General features: G+C 42.0%; 17 protein-coding genes. All 17 read right to left on the bottom strand.

The window, feature by feature from the left end; genetic code table 11:
• Nucleotides 1-159: 159 nt before the first annotated feature.
• Entirely contained in the window at nt 160-3,216 is a 3,057-nt protein-coding gene (locus BW947_RS08075; protein WP_076498251.1) for an AAA family ATPase, read from the bottom strand.
• Nucleotides 3,213-4,358 (bottom strand): exonuclease SbcCD subunit D, encoded by a 1,146-nt coding sequence (locus BW947_RS08070; RefSeq protein ID WP_076498250.1) that lies wholly within the window; start codon nt 4,356-4,358, stop codon nt 3,213-3,215. The genes BW947_RS08075 and BW947_RS08070 overlap by 4 nt, the downstream gene beginning before the upstream one ends.
• Before the next feature lie 370 nt (nt 4,359-4,728).
• Nucleotides 4,729-5,499, bottom strand: a complete 771-nt coding sequence (locus BW947_RS08065) for a TSUP family transporter (RefSeq protein WP_076498496.1) — start codon at nt 5,497-5,499, stop codon at nt 4,729-4,731.
• Between the two features lie 491 nt (nt 5,500-5,990).
• A complete protein-coding gene (locus BW947_RS08060) occupies nt 5,991-6,386 on the bottom strand; it encodes a ribonuclease E inhibitor RraB (protein ID WP_076498248.1) in 396 nt (131 codons plus the stop codon).
• A 22-nt stretch (nt 6,387-6,408) separates the two neighbouring features.
• Nucleotides 6,409-6,639, bottom strand: a complete 231-nt coding sequence (locus BW947_RS08055; RefSeq protein WP_076498245.1) for an RNA-binding S4 domain-containing protein — start codon at nt 6,637-6,639, stop codon at nt 6,409-6,411.
• 74 nt (nt 6,640-6,713) lie between these two features.
• Nucleotides 6,714-7,250 carry a GNAT family N-acetyltransferase gene (locus BW947_RS08050; RefSeq protein WP_076498242.1) on the bottom strand — a complete coding sequence of 179 codons (537 nt, stop codon included), beginning with the start codon at nt 7,248-7,250 and terminating at the stop codon, nt 6,714-6,716.
• An 84-nt stretch (nt 7,251-7,334) separates the two neighbouring features.
• The gene (locus tag BW947_RS08045) at nt 7,335-7,613 is read right to left on the bottom strand and encodes a peptidylprolyl isomerase (protein ID WP_076498240.1); all 279 of its coding nucleotides are present in this window, start codon (nt 7,611-7,613) and stop codon (nt 7,335-7,337) included.
• A gap of 167 nt (nt 7,614-7,780) precedes the next feature.
• Entirely contained in the window at nt 7,781-9,613 is a 1,833-nt protein-coding gene (locus BW947_RS08040) for a DUF885 domain-containing protein (protein ID WP_076498239.1), read from the bottom strand.
• A 448-nt stretch (nt 9,614-10,061) separates the two neighbouring features.
• A complete protein-coding gene (locus BW947_RS08035; RefSeq protein ID WP_076498237.1) occupies nt 10,062-11,309 on the bottom strand; it encodes a tetratricopeptide repeat protein in 1,248 nt (415 codons plus the stop codon).
• Between the two features lie 2 nt (nt 11,310-11,311).
• Nucleotides 11,312-11,932: an energy transducer TonB gene (locus BW947_RS08030; RefSeq protein WP_076498236.1), complete on the bottom strand. Its 621-nt coding sequence runs from the start codon at nt 11,930-11,932 to the stop codon at nt 11,312-11,314.
• 1 nt (nt 11,933) lies between these two features.
• A complete protein-coding gene (locus tag BW947_RS08025; protein ID WP_012588012.1) occupies nt 11,934-12,338 on the bottom strand; it encodes an ExbD/TolR family protein in 405 nt (134 codons plus the stop codon).
• Between the two features lie 13 nt (nt 12,339-12,351).
• Nucleotides 12,352-12,879, bottom strand: a complete 528-nt coding sequence (locus BW947_RS08020; RefSeq protein ID WP_076498234.1) for a MotA/TolQ/ExbB proton channel family protein — start codon at nt 12,877-12,879, stop codon at nt 12,352-12,354.
• Nucleotides 12,879-14,234, bottom strand: coding sequence for a MotA/TolQ/ExbB proton channel family protein (locus tag BW947_RS08015; protein WP_076498232.1), 1,356 nt, complete (start codon nt 14,232-14,234; stop codon nt 12,879-12,881). Before BW947_RS08015 ends, BW947_RS08020 begins: the two co-directional genes overlap by 1 nt.
• A complete protein-coding gene (locus BW947_RS08010; protein ID WP_076498230.1) occupies nt 14,234-15,016 on the bottom strand; it encodes a DUF3450 domain-containing protein in 783 nt (260 codons plus the stop codon). Before BW947_RS08010 ends, BW947_RS08015 begins: the two co-directional genes overlap by 1 nt.
• Before the next feature lie 316 nt (nt 15,017-15,332).
• The gene (locus tag BW947_RS08005; protein ID WP_076498228.1) at nt 15,333-16,286 is read right to left on the bottom strand and encodes a class I SAM-dependent methyltransferase; all 954 of its coding nucleotides are present in this window, start codon (nt 16,284-16,286) and stop codon (nt 15,333-15,335) included.
• 102 nt (nt 16,287-16,388) lie between these two features.
• A complete protein-coding gene (locus BW947_RS08000) occupies nt 16,389-18,995 on the bottom strand; it encodes a TonB-dependent receptor (RefSeq protein WP_076498225.1) in 2,607 nt (868 codons plus the stop codon).
• Nucleotides 18,996-19,286: 291 nt separating this feature from the next.
• A complete protein-coding gene (locus tag BW947_RS07995) occupies nt 19,287-20,498 on the bottom strand; it encodes a porin (RefSeq protein WP_076498224.1) in 1,212 nt (403 codons plus the stop codon).
• Nucleotides 20,499-20,624: the final 126 nt, after the last annotated feature.

The following is a 20,624-nucleotide window of genomic DNA, read 5'->3' as shown; positions in this document are numbered from 1 at the left end:
CTATTTCGCACTTTTAGCCCGATATTAACAAGAAACATGCGCTAGTTCGCACTTCAAATTAATTCCCCTTATATTTCCCAATGTTAAACACGAAAAAATCACAACAAATAACAGATTAAAAACAAATGTTTAAATGCGACTTCTGTAGAAAGTAAGCGGCTAAGGTAAAACAACCACCATTTCACTCCCATGTGAGGTTTTATGGATATCGATGCGGGTATTTATCTGCTCTTTCATCTCTGAGACGTGCGATATTACCCCTATCATACGGCCTGATGATTGCAGATCCATCAGGGTTCGAATGGCCAATTCTAATGAATCTTGGTCCAAACTACCAAAGCCTTCATCAATAAATAAGGTGTCGAGTTTGATGCCACCTGCATAGGCTTGCACCACATCGGATAACCCTAATGCCATTGATAATGCCGCCATAAAACTCTCACCGCCACTTAAGGTCGCCACAGGACGTACTTTTGAGGTGTAGGCATCTTCGACTTCTAACTCTAGGCCTGAAGCCTTGTTACCTTTTGCTCTATCTTCCTTACGCAATAAGCGATAACGCCCTTTACTCATCAAATGCAGCCTATGACTGGCTTCAAGTAACACATCATCAAGCAACACACTTAAGACAAAACGCTGCAAGCTAATTTTATTGCCCGTATTACCATTAGCAACGTCGGCGAGCGTGCCAATAACCGCATACTCATCTTCTAAACTCTTAGCTTTCGTATCGGCAATATTCAGCTGGGTTTGTGTTTGAAGCAGAAGCGCAGCTCGAGTATGGAGCTGTTGCCATGTGTGTTCGGCAGTGTGTAATGCTTGCTGCGCCATCTCAAGCTCTGCCGCAAGCTTAGTGCTATCGGGCGGTACTTTATCTTTAAGCTTAAGTGTCAGTTGCTCACTCTGGGCTTGAATTAACGCACATTGCTGCTGGTACGCTTCAATCTCACTTGCTAGTAGATGTAGTTGCTGCTCATCCAACATGGCCTCAAGCAAAGCTTGTTGATCGGTAAAACCGGCAGCTAATAACTGTTGACTGAGCTGCTGCTGTGCTCGAGTTAACTGCGTTAGTGCGGTCTCAGCGGTGTTCTCTGCTCCATTTAACGCAGCTTTAGCGGCGACAAAAGCCTGCCCAGTTTGTAGTTGAAGCTCGCGAATGCTGGCAATCTGTTGTTTAACATGATTAATATCTTGTTGGTTTTGTGCTATTGCAGCGTTTAATACCTCGAGCGTAGCCAGCTCCTTCGGTACATTTTGCTGCATTTGCGCTAGCTGCCCTTGCAATACATCAACCTTTGATTGCGAGGTATTTTCTTGCGCGTGTCCTTGCTCCAGCTTTTGCTGTAATTGCGTTTCTTGCATCTGTAGCAGCACGATATCTTGCTGCAGCTGCTGCAAACTTAAGTGGGCTTGTTCGGCTGTTGTAAGTGAAGAAGCCAATTGCGCCAAAGTATGCGTATGTTCATCGAGAGAAGTATCAACTGCAACGCCTAATTGTGCTGCGAGATCCTGCGATTGTTGCTGCAAGGTTTCTAACTGCGTTTGAAAGCCCCGATATTCAGCTCTTGCCTTACTCAACATATCTTGGGCATAGGCTTCTGCATCTTGGGCTGATTGCAGCGCTTCATCACTGGGCAGCGCTTCTTGGCTCTGCGCTGGCTGTGGGTGGATTGTGCTACCGCATACAGGGCAAGGTTCATCTTGCTGTAATTGCCGAGCTAAAATAGCCGCCTGCCCTTGATGCCAAGTCAACAATAGGGTTTTATGCGCTATCTGTGCTTGTTGATGTTGAGTATTAAGCAGTTGGCCTTGCGCCTTAGCCTTGTCAAGTTTAGCCAGTGTTGAAGCAACTCTGACCGCCACCTGTTGCCATTGCTGATAAGCAGATAATACCTGCTGTTGCTGCTGGTGCGATTGCTGTAATGACAGACGAGCTTCACTGCTAGCTTGTAATGGTGGCAGAGTTGATTCCAGTTCACGGCGTTTTTGGCTAACAGCGGTTAATTCATTTTTGCTAGCCAGAAACTGCGCCTTAGCCTTAGTTAACAGCTGTTGTTCTTGCTCGACTGTCTTAGTGAGTTTATCGAGTTCCCTAAGCTGAGGTCCTAATGCATTCAGTTGCGGTTTAGCTTGCTCCTTTTCAAGTAACTGCGCTTCCAACACGGGTAACCCTGTTGCTTTTAGTTCAGCACTTTCAAAAGCTTGCTTAGTATTTAATAAGGCTGTTTTTGTGTGGTTAAGGTTAAGGTTTGCTGATTTAGATTCTTGCTCACGGGACAAAAACACTTCAACGATTGGCCCTAAACGTTGCGCTTGCTTAGCAAGTTCCACTGCGTGACTTTTAGCCTTAATATTATTTTGCTGCGCACTAAGCTCTGCAGCAGTTCGAGTTAACACATCCAGCTGAGTAAAATCGGCCAGTAAATGCTGCGCAGCGGCGCCCCGCTTGATGATAAGTTGCTGTTGTTGTAATGCCTGCTCTTTCGCGCTTTGGGCCACTTCAAGTTCTGGTGCGAGCTTAGCTAATTCATTATTCAGTTCATCATCGGATGCAACAGCCGCACTTTGTAAGATGCCATCGCGACGACTACGCTGGTCTTTTACTAAGGCGCGAATATCCGCTGCCTTACTTTTTAAGGAATCTTCAATGCGGCGATAAATATGAGTTTGAAATAATTGACTAAATATCTGCTCACGCGCCTTAGAATCTGCCATTAATAACTCACGGAACTTGCCCTGTGGCAATACCATGACTTGGCGAAACTGTTCGACATCAAGCCCTGTTAAGGCTTCAATTTCAGCAGTCGCCTCAGAGACTTTACTCGCCACAAGCAAGCTTTCATTGCCATCAGCGTCAATTTTATAGAGCTGAGCTTCAGGCTTTTGTACCGTTGAGCCATCGCCGCTTTTTTTTACTCTATCTTGCTCTGGCACGCGTCGAATACGATAGTGATTACTGCCAAGCTGAAAGCTAAATGTGACCTCAGTGAGCAAGTTATCATCGGCCATATCGCAACGCATCTGACTGCCTTCACGCTCGTTACCCGTAGTTTTGCCGTAAAGCGCAAAACAAATACCGTCGAGCAAGGTCGTTTTACCCGCACCTGTTGGCCCATTAATTAAAAATAATGGATTAGTGCCAAGCGCTGTAAAATCAAGTGATTGAGTTGATGCAAAGGGGCCAAAGGCTGACATTGAAAGGCTAAGGGGTCTCATGCTTGACGCTCCTCATTGTGCAACTTAGTCAAGAGGTCGTCCATCACAGTTTGCTGTGCCTGCGTTAATGGCTCGCCAGACACCTGAGAGAAAAAGTCGCAGAACATATCCATTTCGCCTTTTTTGATATGATCGCGGCTTAAAGCGACTTGCTGCTGCCCCGCCATCAAGCCTGTGCGCTCTAAATGCAGTACATTAGGGTAAACGGCTCTGAGTTTGCCCATAGCATCTAAAATGGCATGTTTATCCAGTAGTCTCACCATCAGGTAATCTTCACGCTTTATATCCGTTTTGCCTTGAGCGAGTAATGTTTCTAATTCCCCCTCTAAGATGCGCACATCACGCATCGACGTTAATGGTAATAAACGAATATTTAGCGGCGTTTGCGCGCCAAGTTCAACTAAGGTTACCGACTTGTGTTGATGTTGTTCGCTAAAGGAATATTTTAAAATCGAACCTGAATAGCGCACATGTTCGGCGCCTTTGTATTGTGGCCCGTGCAAATGGCCTAATGCAACATAATCAAATTCAGTAAATAGCTTTGGCGATATTTTGTCGGCGCCGCCAATACTGAGCGGTCGCTCTGATTCTGACTCACTGCCACCATCCAAAAAGCAGTGGCCAATCACCACTTTGGGTAAGCCTTGACTATCGTGCTGACGCACTTGCTCAAGCAAAATATCCATAGCCATTTCGTGGCTCGCAGCCTCGCACTCAAATACGTGGCGCACGGTGGCTGGATCAGCATAAGGCAGGGGATAAAAAACCACATCACCGCTTAAACTCGACAAAGTAATAGGATGAATATTAACGCTCAGTGGCCCAATAATGTGTAACCCACTTGCCGCCATTTGTTTTGCTGCAAAACCCAAACGCTCGTGGCCGTCATGGTTTCCAGCAATCATAATCACTTGCAAGCCTAAACCATGTACCAAACGATTAAGCACATCATCTAATAACGCAACTGCATTAGCTGGCGGAATCGAACGGTCATAAATATCCCCCGCAACAATCACAGCATCAACCTTATGCTCACTTGCCAAAGCAATAATTTGCTCGAGCACAAAGACTTGATCATCTAGTAATGACTGATTGTGTAACTGGCGGCCAATATGCCAGTCTGAGGTATGGATAAATTTCATAATCGCTCTTTTAACAAAGTGATGGCGCCAAAGCTAAGCACTCGTATCGCCCATTAACGCAAAATAAGGTAAACAATTTACGTATTCAAATCTAATTAAATCTTAATAAGTAAAACATAGTGTTAAAATACACATAGAAAAATAAGAACACAAAAAGTGTATTAAAAAGGACGGGATATACTATTCAAAAACCTTGAAAGAGTACACCTATTGCCAAAATAGGAGGTGGGATTTTTGATAGTATTGGAAGGTTCTACACTGCGATATCATCCTCGACCTAACTGTTAAGCCAAGGTTGACATCATTCAGATAAAATAGCGCACTAAGATAAGCTAACGCGCCGTTTAAGGCTGCGCCTATTGATTGTCTATTAGAATAACTGGTATTGCGTTGCGAGCAGTTTAAAGCTCATCGCAAGGGACATAGTCACCACGAGTGGCTTAATGATCTTAGTGCCTTTAGTCACCACTAAACGAGAACCTAAGGTTGCGCCAATGGCTTGTCCGGCCAGCATTACTAACCCCAATAACCAAATCACTTTCCCGCCTAAGGCAAAAAAGATCAACGAGGCGATATTGGTCGAAAAATTTAGCAGCTTCGCGTGAGCTGTAGCCTTTGCCAAACCAAAACCAGCTAATGATACAAAAGCTAATGCAAAAAAACTGCCGGTACCTGGACCAAAAAAACCATCGTACAAGCCAACGCCTAAAGCCGCAGTGAACGCAAACGCGGTCGGTGTGAGCACTTGATGTTTATCATCCTCAGATATCTTTTTCGAAAACAAAAAGTAACAACCAATGGCCAATATTAAAAATGGCAACATCAATTCGAGCACTTTAGTATCAACAAGTTGAACTAAAACAGTCCCTAATGCAGCGCCGATAAACGCACAAATTAAAGCTAACTTAACCGACTTAAGATCAACCAGCCCCTTGCGCACAAAGTACCAGCTCGCAAAAAAACTACCGCCACAAGCCTGTAACTTATTGGTCCCTAAGGCAACCGTAGGCGGTAATCCAGCCCACATGAGTGCCGGAATTGTTAATAAACCACCGCCACCGGCAATTGAATCAATAAAACCTGCCACCAGTGCCACGGCAAAAAGTATTGCTGCGATTTGTAGAGTTAATTCAAATTCCATAATTTTTATTATTCTGTTGATAAAAAGAGAGTCATTGCCGAGCATTAGACTGCGTTTGCCAACTAAATGCAAAGGAGTTATTACCGCCTTTACATCAAATATAGTGACGTAAGAGTGAGATATTCCGGCTCCAACACCCGCCATAGGAAATAATATACTCACCGGTTTATTACCACTTAACGTCATAAAAAATAACTGATACATAACATTGCAATCAAACCATAAGTCTCAATACTCATGTCCCACCTTTATAATTTATTCACGCCGACATCCCCTTACCTACCACTAGAAACCTAGCCTTTATCGCTTGGTTACTGGAGATTTATCCTTTGATTGTTAGAGATTGATGTTTCTTAGCGATATTAAGTATTTTGGCAAGGGATTGAGCATGGATAAGACTTTAGCATTAACGCATCCAATAGCAGACAATGAGTAATAAAAAACCACCCTCGGGTGGTTTTCGTTTAAATTTAACAACTAACAGGATAGCATTAATGGTTACAGTTTGGACCATGTACATGCCCATGGTCGTCTTCGTCTATAAACTCATCGTCACCGTCTTGATGTTGCATTACACCCCAACCGTCACTCGTACCACCAAACTCGGCAGCAAAATCATTAAGCATGACCTCTTGCTCAACTAAAGTGTCGTACTCAGGTACCATATTTAGGCAAACAATAATTTCCCACTTGCCAAGCTCATCATTCAGATTGAGCTCAATCTCGCCTTGCAAGTCAGAATTAGTTAACTCTTCTAACGCTGTCTCTGCATCGCGTTGATCATCAAATACTAAAAAGAAATCAACATCTAACGCTTTAGTTAAATCGATTCCCGATTCAGCCATTGCTGCCAGCATTTTACCATTGTCATCATCTGGAAATTGCATATATTGCTCCACTGTTGCAGGCTTATTCTGCCGCAATGATTTGAACTGATTCACCGTTAAAGCTGACGATATCGCCCGCCACGATCTTTTTACGTTTACGAGTTTCAACTTCACCGTTAACAGTGACTTGACCTTCGTCAATAAAATGCTTAGCTTCACCGCCAGCACTGCTCATGCCTTGGACTTTTAATACCTTGTACAATTCAATGAAATCTTCGCCAGAATGCAAAGCTAATTGATTAATTTGCGTCACTTAGTACACGCCTTCTAAAAATAAACCTGTGGCATTATACCAGCACCGCGCCAAATACGCTGAAGATAATTAGGCTAGAGGCGTCTTTCATCAGCGAGTAAACCATAGGCACATTCATCAAGCCAATTTTCCCCGATTTTGAATTGCTGTCTGAGCAAACCCTCAAGCCGAAAACCACATTTCTCAAGGACACGTGCTGATGCATGATTATCTTTGGCACAATGACCAACAAATTTATGAAGATTAAAACTTAAGCAGGCCCAATCAATGACCGCCCTTAAGCTCTCAGTTGCATAACCTTTGCCGTGGCCTTCTGCTGCCAGCAAGTAACCTACTTCAGCCCGTTGCTCATCAAGGCTTTGACAATAGAGGCCTGTTAACCCGATAAATTGCCCTGTATCAACGGTCTCAATCACTAAGGTCAGCCAATCGCCAGAACCATAAAACCAAGTGTCAGAACGCTGATCAAATTTACTGCGAAGAGCTACTTGCGACTCAGGAACTCGCACATAGCGATTAATCTCAGGATCACTGTGCAATGCATAAAAATGTTCCCAGTCGCTATCTTGTAAGCTCCGGAGTTTCAATCTATCGGTATAGAGTTCCAGCATAATAACTCCGTGATGAGTAGATAAAACAAAAACGGCAGCCACCGCTGCCGTTTCAAACACCTTGCATGAAACAAACCGTAAAACTTATGCGCGGCTGGTCACTTCAAGTAAATGAAAACCAAATTGAGTTTTAACAGGGCCTTGCACTTCATTTAATGGTGCACTGAATACCACTTCGTCAAACTCTTTGACCATCATACCTGGGCCAAATGAACCTAATTCGCCACCTTGTGCACCTGATGGACAAGATGAATGCGCACGAGCAATCTCGGCAAAATCTGCTCCATCTACTATTTGTTGTTTCAGCGTTTGGCATTGATCTTCACTGCTGACTAACAAATGTCTTGCTGTTGCCTGGACCATAATAAAACTCCTATTTGGATCATGAGACATTTGCCTCAAATATCATCAACGTCCCATTATCATTCGATCTAATGGGCTGGGTTCAATAGTATAAAAACTTTCTATTGAATAAAAAAGTTTTAAAATACCGTTACTCCTATCAATCTCGAGTAACGGCATATTGAGTACTAAACTTGTTTAGCCGCTATCCAACGATCGATTTTTTGCTCCATCACTGCCATAGGAAGTGAACCTGAAGTGAGGATTTGATCGTGGAATGCTTTTAAATCAAACTTATCACCCAGGGCTTTTTCAGCGCGAGCGCGTAAGGCAATAATTTTTAACTGGCCCACTTTGTAAGACAAAGCTTGGCCTGGGATCGCCATATAACGCTCAACTTCTGCGACAATATCGCTTTCAGCCATTGGCGAGTTATCTTTCATGTACTGAATTGCTTGCTCACGGCTCCAGCCTTTAGCATGAAGGCCAGTGTCAACGACTAAGCGCATTGCGCGCAGCATTTCATCTGAAAGCTTACCAAAATACTGGTAAGGATCGGTAAACAAGCCCATTTCAACGCCTAAATATTCAGCATAAAGTGCCCACCCCTCTTCAAAGGCGGTATAACCACTAAAGCGTTGGAACTCAGGCACGCCCGTTAATTCTTGTTTAATTGCAATTTGGAAGTGATGCCCTGGTGCAGCTTCATGTAAAGACAGCGTCGTCATACCCCACTTTGGCTGTGCTTTAAGATTATAAGTATTGATATAAAATACACCTGGGCGACTACCATCAACGGCTGGCGCTTCATAAGAGGCTCCGGCTGCAGACTGTTCTCTGAAGCTTTCAACCGGTTTCACTACATAATCAGCCTTTGGCATCACATTAAAGTAGTTAGGTAAAACTTTATTGATTTTATCTTTTAGTACCATATAGCCATCAATCAAGCCTTGACGATCATCATAAAAATACTGCGGTTCAGATGATAATGCCGCAAAAAATGCCTTTAAATCCCCTTTAAAACCCACTTGAGCACGCACCTTATCCATTTCTGATAAAATTCTTGCCACCTCAGTTAGGCCAATTTGATGGATTTCATCGACTGACATAGTGGTGGTAGTGTGAAAGTTGGCCAAATGCTGATACCAAGCTTTACCATTAGGCAAGCCTGACCAGCCATCTGTTGCACGCGACTTAGGCAAATAAGTTTGTTTAAAGTAATCTCGTAAACTCGTTAAAGCGGGTAAAATACGTTCAGTAATCATGGCTTGATAACGCGCAGTTAATTCCGCTTTATCTTGTTCAGAAAAACTTTCAGGAAAATGCAGGATAGGTGAGTAGAAAATACTCTGGGTAACATCCGTGGTTAACATGGCGTCTAACTGTGGAATAATACGCTCTACCAGTACTCTTGGTAGCACGACTTTACTTTCAATACCTTCATCCATCCGATTTTCAGCTAATGATACCCACTTGATAAAACCATCAACTCTTTGCTCCCAATTTCGATAATCTTGCACGCTATTAAAAGGTTGTGCACTTTCACCACTACCTAACTGCACCATAGTGATCACGGTACTATAGAACTGGCTTATCGGCATAAAGCGTGACGGATACGTTTCATCAACTAAAGCCATATCACGGTCGTAGACAAACAAGTCATAACTCAACTGGAGATCTGCAGGTAACTGCTTAGGATTAATCGCGCGCACCTGTTCTAAATAACGCGTATTAAGATCATGACGAGCTTTAAGATAATCTTCAGTTAAATCACCACCAAAATCAGCGTTATAATCATTAACACCGACAAAAGTGGCGTAAATAGGCTCTAATTTCAAATAATCTTTAAAATAAGCATCAACAAGTGCTAAGTAACGCTGTTCTGCTGTCTGCGTTTCGCCCTGCTCTGCAGCCGCAGCATTAGCCGTGCTATTTTCTTGAACTGCGGTAACTTCAGGCTTAGAGCAACCTTGAAGAGTTAAGATTAATGCGATTGAACCCGCTAATAAACCCAATTTCATTTTAATATTTCTCCTATTTAGTCCGTTATTACAGACTTCTTTTAATTCTTTTCTCAAAATCTACTGTCGAATGAATTGATCATATCGATATTACACAGTGAAGATTCGTTGTTAACCCCCAAAACACTAGGACTGAAATCTTATAGCGGGTAAGAGATACAGGTTAAACATACTGGCATGATTACACATTTAAACCGCACCTCTTAGTTTGGGGCTGCTGTGAAATAGATAAAATAGTCCCGCGAATGTATTAAAGCGATTAAACCAACAAACGCCTGACTTTAATCAAGAATATGGTAAAAAACACAAGCTGGCAATCTGCGGTAAACTGACTATTACTATTTGCTACACCCACACAAGACCAACAAAAGTAAGCTCAGCCCTCTCTCCCAAAGAAAAAGCCCCTTTCGGGGCTTTCAAACTAAAACATTAACAAACTGCGAAATGATTACAGTGCGACATCATGCATACGTGCTTTCTCTTTAATATAAGAGATATAGCTTTTTGCACTCTTCTCAGTCTTCTTATCGTTAGCAGCTAATACCGCGCGGTTATAAGCAGACTTGTACTGTTTCAAACTTAAATGAGCCAAAGCTAATTCAAAGTTTGCTTCTCCAGGATGATCAACGCCTACTGCGATGGCTTTTTCAAGCACTGGGATCGCAGCAGAATATTGTCCATCTAAGCTTAACAAACGACCTTGCTTGAGATAAGTCTTACCATCATTATTGATAGCAGCAGATTTACCATAATACTCAGCGGCTTGTTTAAACTCTTTCGCATTTTGGAAAAATCCTGCCAAAATATCGAACGACTTAGCATCTTCAGCGATCATGCCTGACTTTATATGCTTCTGGTAGATTTTAGCCGCTTGATATGGAGCACCTTTCTGTGCCATCAATTGTGCTAAACGCGTGATATTACCCGCGCTATCTAAGAAACCATTTCTGTAGGCTAAATCGTAAGCTGCCAGAGATTTGTCGTAGTCTTCAACCATCAAATAAAACTGTGCTAATTGAACCCATAATCTGCCATCAGATGGAAATAAAGGCACCATGACTTCTAACACACCAACCGCTTTCTTATACTTCTTTTGATTGAAGTAAGCAGTCAGTTTCATTTGATACAGACCTTTATCAGGAGCTTCAGCTAATGAAAGACCTTTATCGGCCACTTCAATCACTTTATCCCACTGTTTAAGCTCTGAATGTGCAATACCAATACGGCGATACATTTGAGAATCTGCTTTACAAGTAAAATCCATCCACTTGTAATAATAAGGAATCGCTTCCTTAAACTTTTTCTCTTGTAACAGCAAATCCGCATAAAGACGCATTGTCGCAGCGTGATCCGTTCCACCTAAAATATCAGCTTCTACAGCCTGTTTCAGGTACTTGATCGCAGTATCCATTTTGCCTTTTTCGGCATAAAAGTTACCTAGCATACGTGCAACATAAGCTTTATCGAAATCGTTCTTCGCATTCGCCTCAAGCAAAATAGTAATAGCTTCATCTATTTTGCCATTAGTATAAGCTTCAAATGATTTCTGAACTTTTTTCGCTGCGCCTTCGCCTACCGCTTTAGATTGACGTTTATCGATGGCACACTTCTCTTCAGCCATAGCTGAAGACAATGTTAACGTACCACCACAAACAGAAAGCAATAATAGCACTGCGATTTTATTAACATTACGCATAATTATTTGCCTCCCTTATCTAAGGTAAAGTCTATTTGGACAGTCATACCCGGCTGTTTCAGTGGTTTGCCATCTACAATCTTTGGCTTGTATTTCCACTTCTTCAATGCACGAATCGCTTCTTTATCAAATAAACGCTTTGGTTCTGCTTGAATAACTTCGACATCGTCAATACCACCGAGTTCGTTAATGGTAAAACGAAGTTGTACCCAACCTTCTTTACCATCGCGAGCCGCAGCAATTGGATACTGAGGTTCGATACGAACGATAGGCGTAGCATCGCCGTCGCGAGTCATCATATTACCTAATTTAAAGCCGGTGCTTGGACCGCCAGCTTCTACACCACCCATATTGAACGACATTGATGTATCAATATTGCTTGAGGAGTCTGGTGGTGTTACATCAGGCTTCTGCGGCTGTTCTGGTGGTGGTGGTGGCTTAGGCACAACCCTTGGCTTATTCTGTGCTTTTGAATCTTGTCTATCCATTGTGATTTCAATTACAGGGGTCTCGGCCGATGTATCACCGCGCTGTGCGCCGCCACCGACCAAGAACGCCATAAAAGCGAACAGACCAAAAGTCACAGCAGCACCAATAATGATCGATACTAGTGCTCTTAGCATATTAATCGTTCCCCGCAGATACCGAAATTTTATCTATACCAGCCGCTTTCACTTGGTCTAGAACTTTAACAACTAAGCCGTGTAATGCATCTTTATCAGCCTGAATTAATACAGCAGCTTCAGGTGCTTCAGCCAGCATACGCTCAACGTTTGCCGTTACACGTTCGATATCAACCTGACGGTTTTCCATCATAATGACACCAGTTTTACTGACGCCAATAAAGATGTTCGCCGAAGGCTTTGAAGTCGCTTGTGAAGCTTTTGGTTTGTTATAGTCCAAACCAGATGGTTTCACGAATGACGTTGTTACAATGAAGAAGATTAGCATAATGAACACGATGTCGAGCATCGGTGTCATATCAATTTGCGCTTCCTCATCTATACTGGAATGCTTTTTACGTGCCATGTTCAATCTCTCTCTAGTGGTGCGGCATGCTGTCTTTTAGCTTTTCTAAACTGATTTTCATTTTTGCATCAAGACGAGTACTAAAAAATACTCCTGATAATGCTGCAACCATACCAGCCATAGTCGGCATGGTCGCCATTGAAATACCAGCCGCCATCAAACGAGCATTACTCGTCCCCTGAACTGCCATCACATCGAACACTGAAATCATACCGGTTACGGTACCTAATAAACCTATCATTGGGCAAATTGCCACTAAGGTTTTAATGATCAGCATACGTGCATTCAAATCTTGCTTCGCTTGGGACATCCAAGCTTCACGGATACGGTGCGCATACCAAGAGGTTGTTTCCTCTCTGGCGTCCCATGCAGTTATGATTGCTTTATGGTGCTTTGGTGATATCCAATTAAGATACCAATAACGCTCCAGCATCAATACCCACATTAAGAACAGTACAGCCGCTACAAGCCAGAGGACGTTGCCCCCGGAGGCCATGAAGCCCCTGACGGAATCCCAAATATCCATCAGGTATATCATCATTAGTCAGCCCTCTTCTCAGCATGTGCTGCGATGATGCCAGCGCTTTGCTCTTCAAGGATCTGTACAATTGACTTACTACGCGCAACAACAATTGCATGCATTAACATTAATGGCAGAGCCGCAACCAGACCTTGTACTGTTGTTACCAACGCCATCGAAATACCGCCAGCCATCAGCTTTGGATCGCCAGTACCGAATAATTGAATACTTTGGAAAGTTGCAATCATACCCGTTACTGTACCTAACAGACCCATCATAGGTGCGATAGCAGCTAGAACTTTAATGATTGAAATACGTGCTTCTAATGCTGGTGTTTCTTTCAAAATAGCTTCGTCAAGTTTCAACTCTAATGTTTCAACATCAACATCTTTGTTTTCTTGGTAAACTTTTAAGATACGACCTAAAGCATTATTACCAGGCTTATCAACATTTTTACGTTGGCTGTTAACACGAGCACCGATAATAGTCATAGTCACTAAACGCTCGATAGAAATCAGCATACCTAGCGCGAGTAATATCATGATGATATAACCGATTGTGCCGCCAGATTCTATACGATCTTCCATACTCGCTTTGTTAGTAAAGATGTTTAACAGTACACCACGAGCTGGGTCAACGTAGAAAGGTGCAGTACCTGAAGTGGTTTCTTCCCATTTAGCAACAGCGCGAACTTGATAGCCTTCTGGTTGCTGAGACAACTGCTGAATTAACCGTAAGTCTGGGTTATAGACAACATATTTACCATCAGCGGTAAGGTTATATGCTCCAACACGATAGATAGTCGTTGTTTTAACACTACCGTCGATACCTGTAACAGAACCTTCGAACTTAACAACTTTGCCAGATTGCGCCATTTCAAATAGCTGCTCTTGCCAGAATTGCTCTAGTTCTTCGATTTTAGGTAATTGTTTGCGAGAACCTAAATCAGCGATAAACTTGTCACGATTTGGAAATTGGGCACTGGTATTTGAACTTGCTAATTTACCAGCAAAATCACCCGCTTCACCTTTAACCACACCAAACATCTCGCCCAAGTCACCTTGAGCAGTTTTCAAGTCTTCTTCTAACTGAGCGATTTTGCGCTCATTATCTAAAAACGCTTGGTTTAAATCTTTACCGCGTTGTTTCTCAGCGGCTAAAGCATCTTTTTCACGCTTTAACAATGCTGCTTTATCACCACGTTCGGCTTGGAACTCTTGTTCGCGTTTGCTGTTGATTTTGCCTTCTGCAGCGCGTTCAGATTTAACTTGTTGCAACAATTGGTCAATAGATTTAGGCGCATCAGCAGCGCTTACCATGCCAACAGTTAAAGAGAGACTTGCAGCCAACACTGCTGTAGTAATTAACTTCTTCATTATTGTGCAGTCTCCGCAGCAGGAATTGGTAATGCGAATAGGTCTAGAGCGCCTTGTTTACGGGCAATGCGGATACCTTTAGTCAGTTCACGCAAATAGCTGTCATCCAACTTATCCCAACCCTTAGATTCGGAGTTATACATCCAGCCAGTCTTTTGATCTAAACTCTGTGCATAAAGAGCCACACGGCCTAGGTTAAAGAAGTCAACTAACACTTCTTTTCCATCTAGGTTTAACTTGCCTTGGTTTACTGCAACTGCACTGCCATATTCACGTTCGATACTATAAGCATCAAGGATTAAGCGGTATTTTTCTGCCAGTGTTACTTCAGCAGTGTTCAACAGTGTTTTTAATTCTGCTACGCGATTAGTACGTACTTCAGAGTTAAAAGGTAAATCTAATTGAACAAACTGTTCTAATGAGTCAACCATTTTGAACATTAATGGCACAACGCCCTGGCGAAGTTTATCAACACCATTAATGTCAACTTGCACAGAATCCATCGTCTTTTGCTGGTCAGCGACCAAACTTGCGACATAATCGTTATATGACTTCAGTGATTCGCGCTCATCAGCAACAGAACCATACTCAAAGAGCATGTCTTGTGCTTGATCAAAATACTTATCAACGTTCTTCTGCGACGCAGCAGCATCAGCATGGATTTGACCATCTGCTTTCTGTACGTCGGTAAGAGGATCTGCAACCACGAAGTTACTGCTCGCTAATGCCAGCACGCCAACAAGTGCAGTAGCGATTTTTGTTCTATTGCTTACCTTGGACATAGCTCCCAACCAATTTGAAGTGAATAAAAAAGGTTTAACTTACACTTAACAATGTTTATATTTTTAACAAATTAAGACAAATTAATGTAAGTATCTCTTTATCTTGTGATTGTTTATTTTTTTCTTCCCTTTCCTACACTATTAAAGCGTAGACCCGCTGGCATCATTCCATAAAATGTTGACCGGTGTCAACATTTGAGATTGCTGAAAAGTTGCTAATTAGGGTGCTTTTAAACAGATAACCTACTAATGGCTAATTTGTGTACATTTATAGTGCAAAACCCTTTACATTCGTTGCGAGTAAAGAATGCTATATTCACTTTAATGCCTTTTGAAAAATAAAATGCCAAGCAAGTAATTGTGCATCAGTTGATTTTAAGGTTGTAGCGGATACGAACTCAACACGCTCATTCGATAGAATTTTTAGCATTGAAGCTAACTTAGTTTCGTCAATTGCCGCGCATACTAACTCTTCAAGTCTAAGCGCTAAATCACTTAATTGTTTTTGAACAAATTTAAGATAATCATTTTTCTTATCTACAGACCAATAAAGCCCTTGTTTGAAAAAAGTCGTCACATAATTCAATATTTCTGAATCCATTAATGCGGCTTCATTAGATTCATATAATTCACCAATTAATTGATTAATGTCATTACGCAACACTTCACAAACTTGATCGTTTTTTATTCTATTTATATCAACTTTAGTTGTGACTTGCCCCATTGAGTCTGCGAGCGAATATAATTTCTCTATCAGTTTTTTTGTTGTGACGCTTTGTATAAGCAATAAAACTTGTTTATTCCTACTAATAATCATCGAGTTATGATGATGACAGACAAGAGACAATCTCCCTCCTGTTTTTAAAATATTTGCGACGGTTTTTAATGATGCTGATAGATTAGAATACTCAATTCCGAATTGAGAAGTCACTAGATCGACAGGATCACTGAAGGGCAAGGATTCACAGTTAACTTCACCAATCAGTTCTATCTTAATTGAGTTGTCAGCATCAACTTTTCTAGGCTGTATCTTCGCAATATCTACACCACGAACACGGCCATTTATATTGGATTCATCTAAATAGTTTTTAAGTAATAAAGGTAAAGCACCATTACCTGTTGCAATATCTAACACTTCAAAGTTTGGCCTTAATTCTTTAAATATTGGAAGCCAAATATCTTTTAGTATTCCAGCATAATTACTGCTGAAATCTGTCCCAAACGAAGTTAAATGGCCTTGTTCCCAATACTCACTCCAATGTTGACTCATGCAATCTCCTACGAAATTGAAATATCACCGCTTTTAGATGTTCGAAATATAACAAAAAGGCCAGCAATTTGCTGGCCTTGTCATCAGTATTCTAACGGTTTATTAGAATTTTAGAGTATAGCTTGCACGATATTCACGACCATAGTTGTTATACAACTCTGGGTTGTCGTACGAACCAGAAGAACTCAGTACAGGATCTTCATTAGTCAGGTTATTAACACCTAACAATACTTTGCCATAACTACCGATATCGTAGCTGTAGCTGATATTGTGGATTAACCAAGAATCTAACTTACCTTCTTCTTTATCTTCATTTGTTGAGCTGGTGTAGTTCATGTTCCACGAGAAAGCGTTATCACCAATTTTATATACTGTAGTAAATACAGATCTATAGTCTGGCTGACCATTCCATCCTGCGGTATCAACTGAACCTGCGCCACCTTCAACTTCTTCATCATATTTAAGTATGAAACTGTTAGTCCAGTTTACTGAAAAGTCACCAAACTCTGTTTCAAGGTTGCCATTAAGTGCAACGTCAATGCCTTCAATTTGTAACTTATCGCCGTTGCCATAACCAGTACCTACTTCATAGGCCTTACCTAGGCTTCCACCAGTACCTGGCGCACGTAAAACATAGAAAGTCCCATCTTGAGCTAACGAACCGGAGGCTACACCTTCCATTACGTTAGTAATACTGCGCTGACTGATTACGTTATCGATGTTTAAATCGAAGTAGTCAACCTTGATACCAAAGTTATCAACGATATCCCAAGCAACACCTAAGTTGATATATTCAGAAGTTTCAGGGCCTAACTCGCTGTTTGCTGAGATAAATGTATCGTACTGCGTTTCTAAACATTGAGTGTCGCTAATGCCATTAGAACGACAATACGCATAGTCCGTACCATATTCCGCACTATACGTAGTAGCCGCATTTAATTGATCTAGGCCTGGAGCGCGGAACGCTTCTGAGTATGATGCACGCACAACAACGTTATCCAGCGCTTGCCAACGAACAGAAGCTTTAGGCGCAACGTTACCACCAAAATCGCTATAATCGTCATAACGGGCAGCAAGGTTTACTTCAATTGTTTCTGTAATAGGTAAGGCTGCTTCATAAAACGCTGCCCATACTTGACGATCGCCGCCAGCAGAGTTACCCGCGCTACCACCAACTAAACCCGCTTCAGATTGAGCATCATAGACTGATGTAAAGTTCTGATCGAAGTATTCCATACCGAAATAATGCGCAATAGCACCAGCTGGTAGGCTGAATGCGTCAAAACCGATACCGGCGTTCCATTGCTTAAACGTTGCACGGTCTTGCGTTAACGTAGTAGCTTTCATGTTATTAACGCCAGCCTCAGAGCCGAGATCAATACCATTAGCTTCGTTGTATGCTAAACCTGAATAACTAAGATAATACTCGCCGATAGATTTGTTATCAGCGATGTTGTGGTGATAATAGACTTCCCAAGTGGCATCATTCCACGCACTAATACTACCGCGCAGTCCGGTTAAGTAATCTTGGTTGTAATCATTAACGTTACCGTCACGATTGCCAATATCTACCCAGCGAAATGCTCCTATAGCACCATCTACACCATAAGGGTTATGTGGGTTGTCAGCAGTCATGTTGTTCCAATTTGCTGCAGGTGGCGCATAGCGACCAAAAGAGCTGTTTTGAGTGAACATGACACGGCCAAACCACTCTACATCTTCAGCAACTTCATAGTTAGAATCGACATAGACAGTATTACGATCTACAGAGGCTTTGTTATAAGAAACGTTAGCTGGAGCAAACGCACAATATGTGTGGCCTGCGCCTGATACGTTGTCAGCTTTAATCGTTCGGAATTTATCAGAGCCATACTTTGCTTCTAAATCATCACAAAGTGGTGAAGCTTGAGTCATTGTTCTATCGGGGTTAGTAATAGTTGCGCCGTATCTACTCCAACCGATAGCTTCTTCGAACTGGATTTCTCCGTCACCGTTTAAATCGTTCAAGCTAGGCGCAGTGTAAGAGCGATCTGCATCTCTAATACCTTCACGGTCCTGATGATCAAACGCAAAGGTCAGGTTACCTTTATCCATCTGATAACCAGCAACAACAGAAAACTCTTTACTTGTCATGCCTTCATCTTGATCGCGAGCACCAGCGCCAACGTTAAATTCGATACCCTGGTAGTTCTTTTTCATGATGATGTTAACAACACCAGCAATGGCATCTGAACCATAAGTAGAAGAAGCACCATCGGTTAGAATTTCAATGCGCTCTACTGCCGCCATAGGAATAGCGTTTAAGTTCGCAGATGAACCGCCTAACGTTGGAGAACCAGGAAAGCGTTTGCCATCGATTAACACAAGCGTACGACTTGAGCCGGCACCGCGTAAATCAATAGTCGCTTGCGACTGAGCTGAACTACCTGAACGCTCAGAAAAAGAACCAAATGAGTTTAAGTTACTATTTCGTAAAGCGTCCGCAACGGTAAAGTTACCTTCAACCTTCATGTCTTCAGTCGTAATGGTTGTAACTGGTGAAGCACCTTCTAGGTCAGTACGTTTAATTCGTGAACCTGTAACTTCAATACGCTCGACTTTCGCCCCATCTTCAGCCGCCACAGCAACTGGAGCCGTAAAAGCAGCAACTGCTACGCCGCTAATCAAAGCTAAGCGTACAGAATTAGCAAGTAAATTATGTTTTAGCATTGTCAATCTCCCTGGAAATATTATGTCTTTATTATAATCCGCTTATTTAATAAACGGTTTCAAACAGAGGTGTCTTCGACCCTCGCTTGAAACAATAAAATCACATATAAAACCTTTAAGCAACAATAAATACACAAACGTCTCATTTGCGCGACAATTTGCACATTATGTGTACATATTAGCTAAAAGAAAGACTTTGAAACCACAAAAAAAATACCAGTCATTTCTGACTGGTATTTTTACAAAGAGAGTTCGGTATTAACTCAATTTATGTTTTAAAGAATGAAACGACTAGAGTGAGTATCGAATACCAATTGCGACACCGTCATCTTCAGAAAGTGCCATTCTGGCCTCCTGATCTTTATCTGCACTCGTAAAATCGCTGTAATCTTTACGTGCTTCTACGTAAAGAACGGTGTTTGGGTCCCAAACAAAATGCAACCCCACCACCACAAACTGACGCTTAAACACGTCTTTTGGATCTGCATTAAAGTTAGGCTGGATTACGTAGTCATCACCTGCGTCTAATATGTTGTACGATATAAATGGACGTAGTCCATTATCAAACTTATAAGAGGCTAATGATTCAATACCATAAGCATCTTTAATTAAGCGGCCAATGTTATCTGTATCGTGATTTTCTTGTTTATTGATGTTTGCTGCTGCGTATAAACCATCATTGTCGAAATTGCCCCAAGTAATACCGGCACCATAGATAAGATCAACCGCAGTAGATTGCGTGCCATTGCCAAAACTTACATCAAACTCACCGCGGTTAGCACCTGCAGTTAATGTCAGCATGTCAGTCGCTTTATAGGTCAGCGCGCCACCATAGGTGTAGTTATATTCGACTTTCTGCGCCGCTTTATCGCCACTTTCCCAGTTTATTTGGCACTGACTTTGAGAGATCTCAGCGGTTGTGTCACAGGTGTAAAAACTGTCGTTTTTTAACTGAGCTTGAATAGCGAAGCTTAGATCGCCAAAAGCGTTACGATACTGAACCGTTTTATCACCACGACCCACACCGTTTACTGCGCCATCATCTTTGTTAAAAGTATAAACACCGGCAGTATTACCATCCCATACAAAACCGTAGTTTGTGCTGTAAACAACATCGTACCAAGCACCCCACTGCTTGCCGATAGTTAAGGTACCGTATTTATCGTGGGATAAACCTGCATAACCTAAACGATTATAAAAGAATTCTTCTTGTACCGATTCAAAGCGATTATTGTACACAATATCGCTATTACCCACCGGATTGACACCCCATTCTAGTTTTGCAAATGCTTTCCAGCCATCGGTCAACTCACGGTTAAAACCGAAATTAATCCGTGAAGCACCATTAACAACCTCTGTTTCATCTTGAGTGTTGATCACGCGAGCATCGATAAAACCACCGATTTCTACGGCATTTTTATTATCTTTGTAGATCTCGATAGCACTGACAGAAGGGGCTATAAATATTACTGCCAGCGCAGTGGCTACTAACGTCTTGTTCATTTGGGGTTTAACCTTTTTGTTTATGTTTTACCAACGTCATTTCGTTGTTACATTTCCTTACAGTTTCAGCTTAAAGAGTAGCAAACTTTCAATATCTCCTCAAAGCGAAACCTAAAAAATATGCAT

The organism is Shewanella morhuae (assembly GCF_900156405.1).
GTDB lineage: Bacteria > Pseudomonadota > Gammaproteobacteria > Enterobacterales > Shewanellaceae > Shewanella > Shewanella morhuae.
Note: the sequence above shows the minus strand (reverse complement) of the source record. Positions and strands in the feature narration are given on the sequence as shown.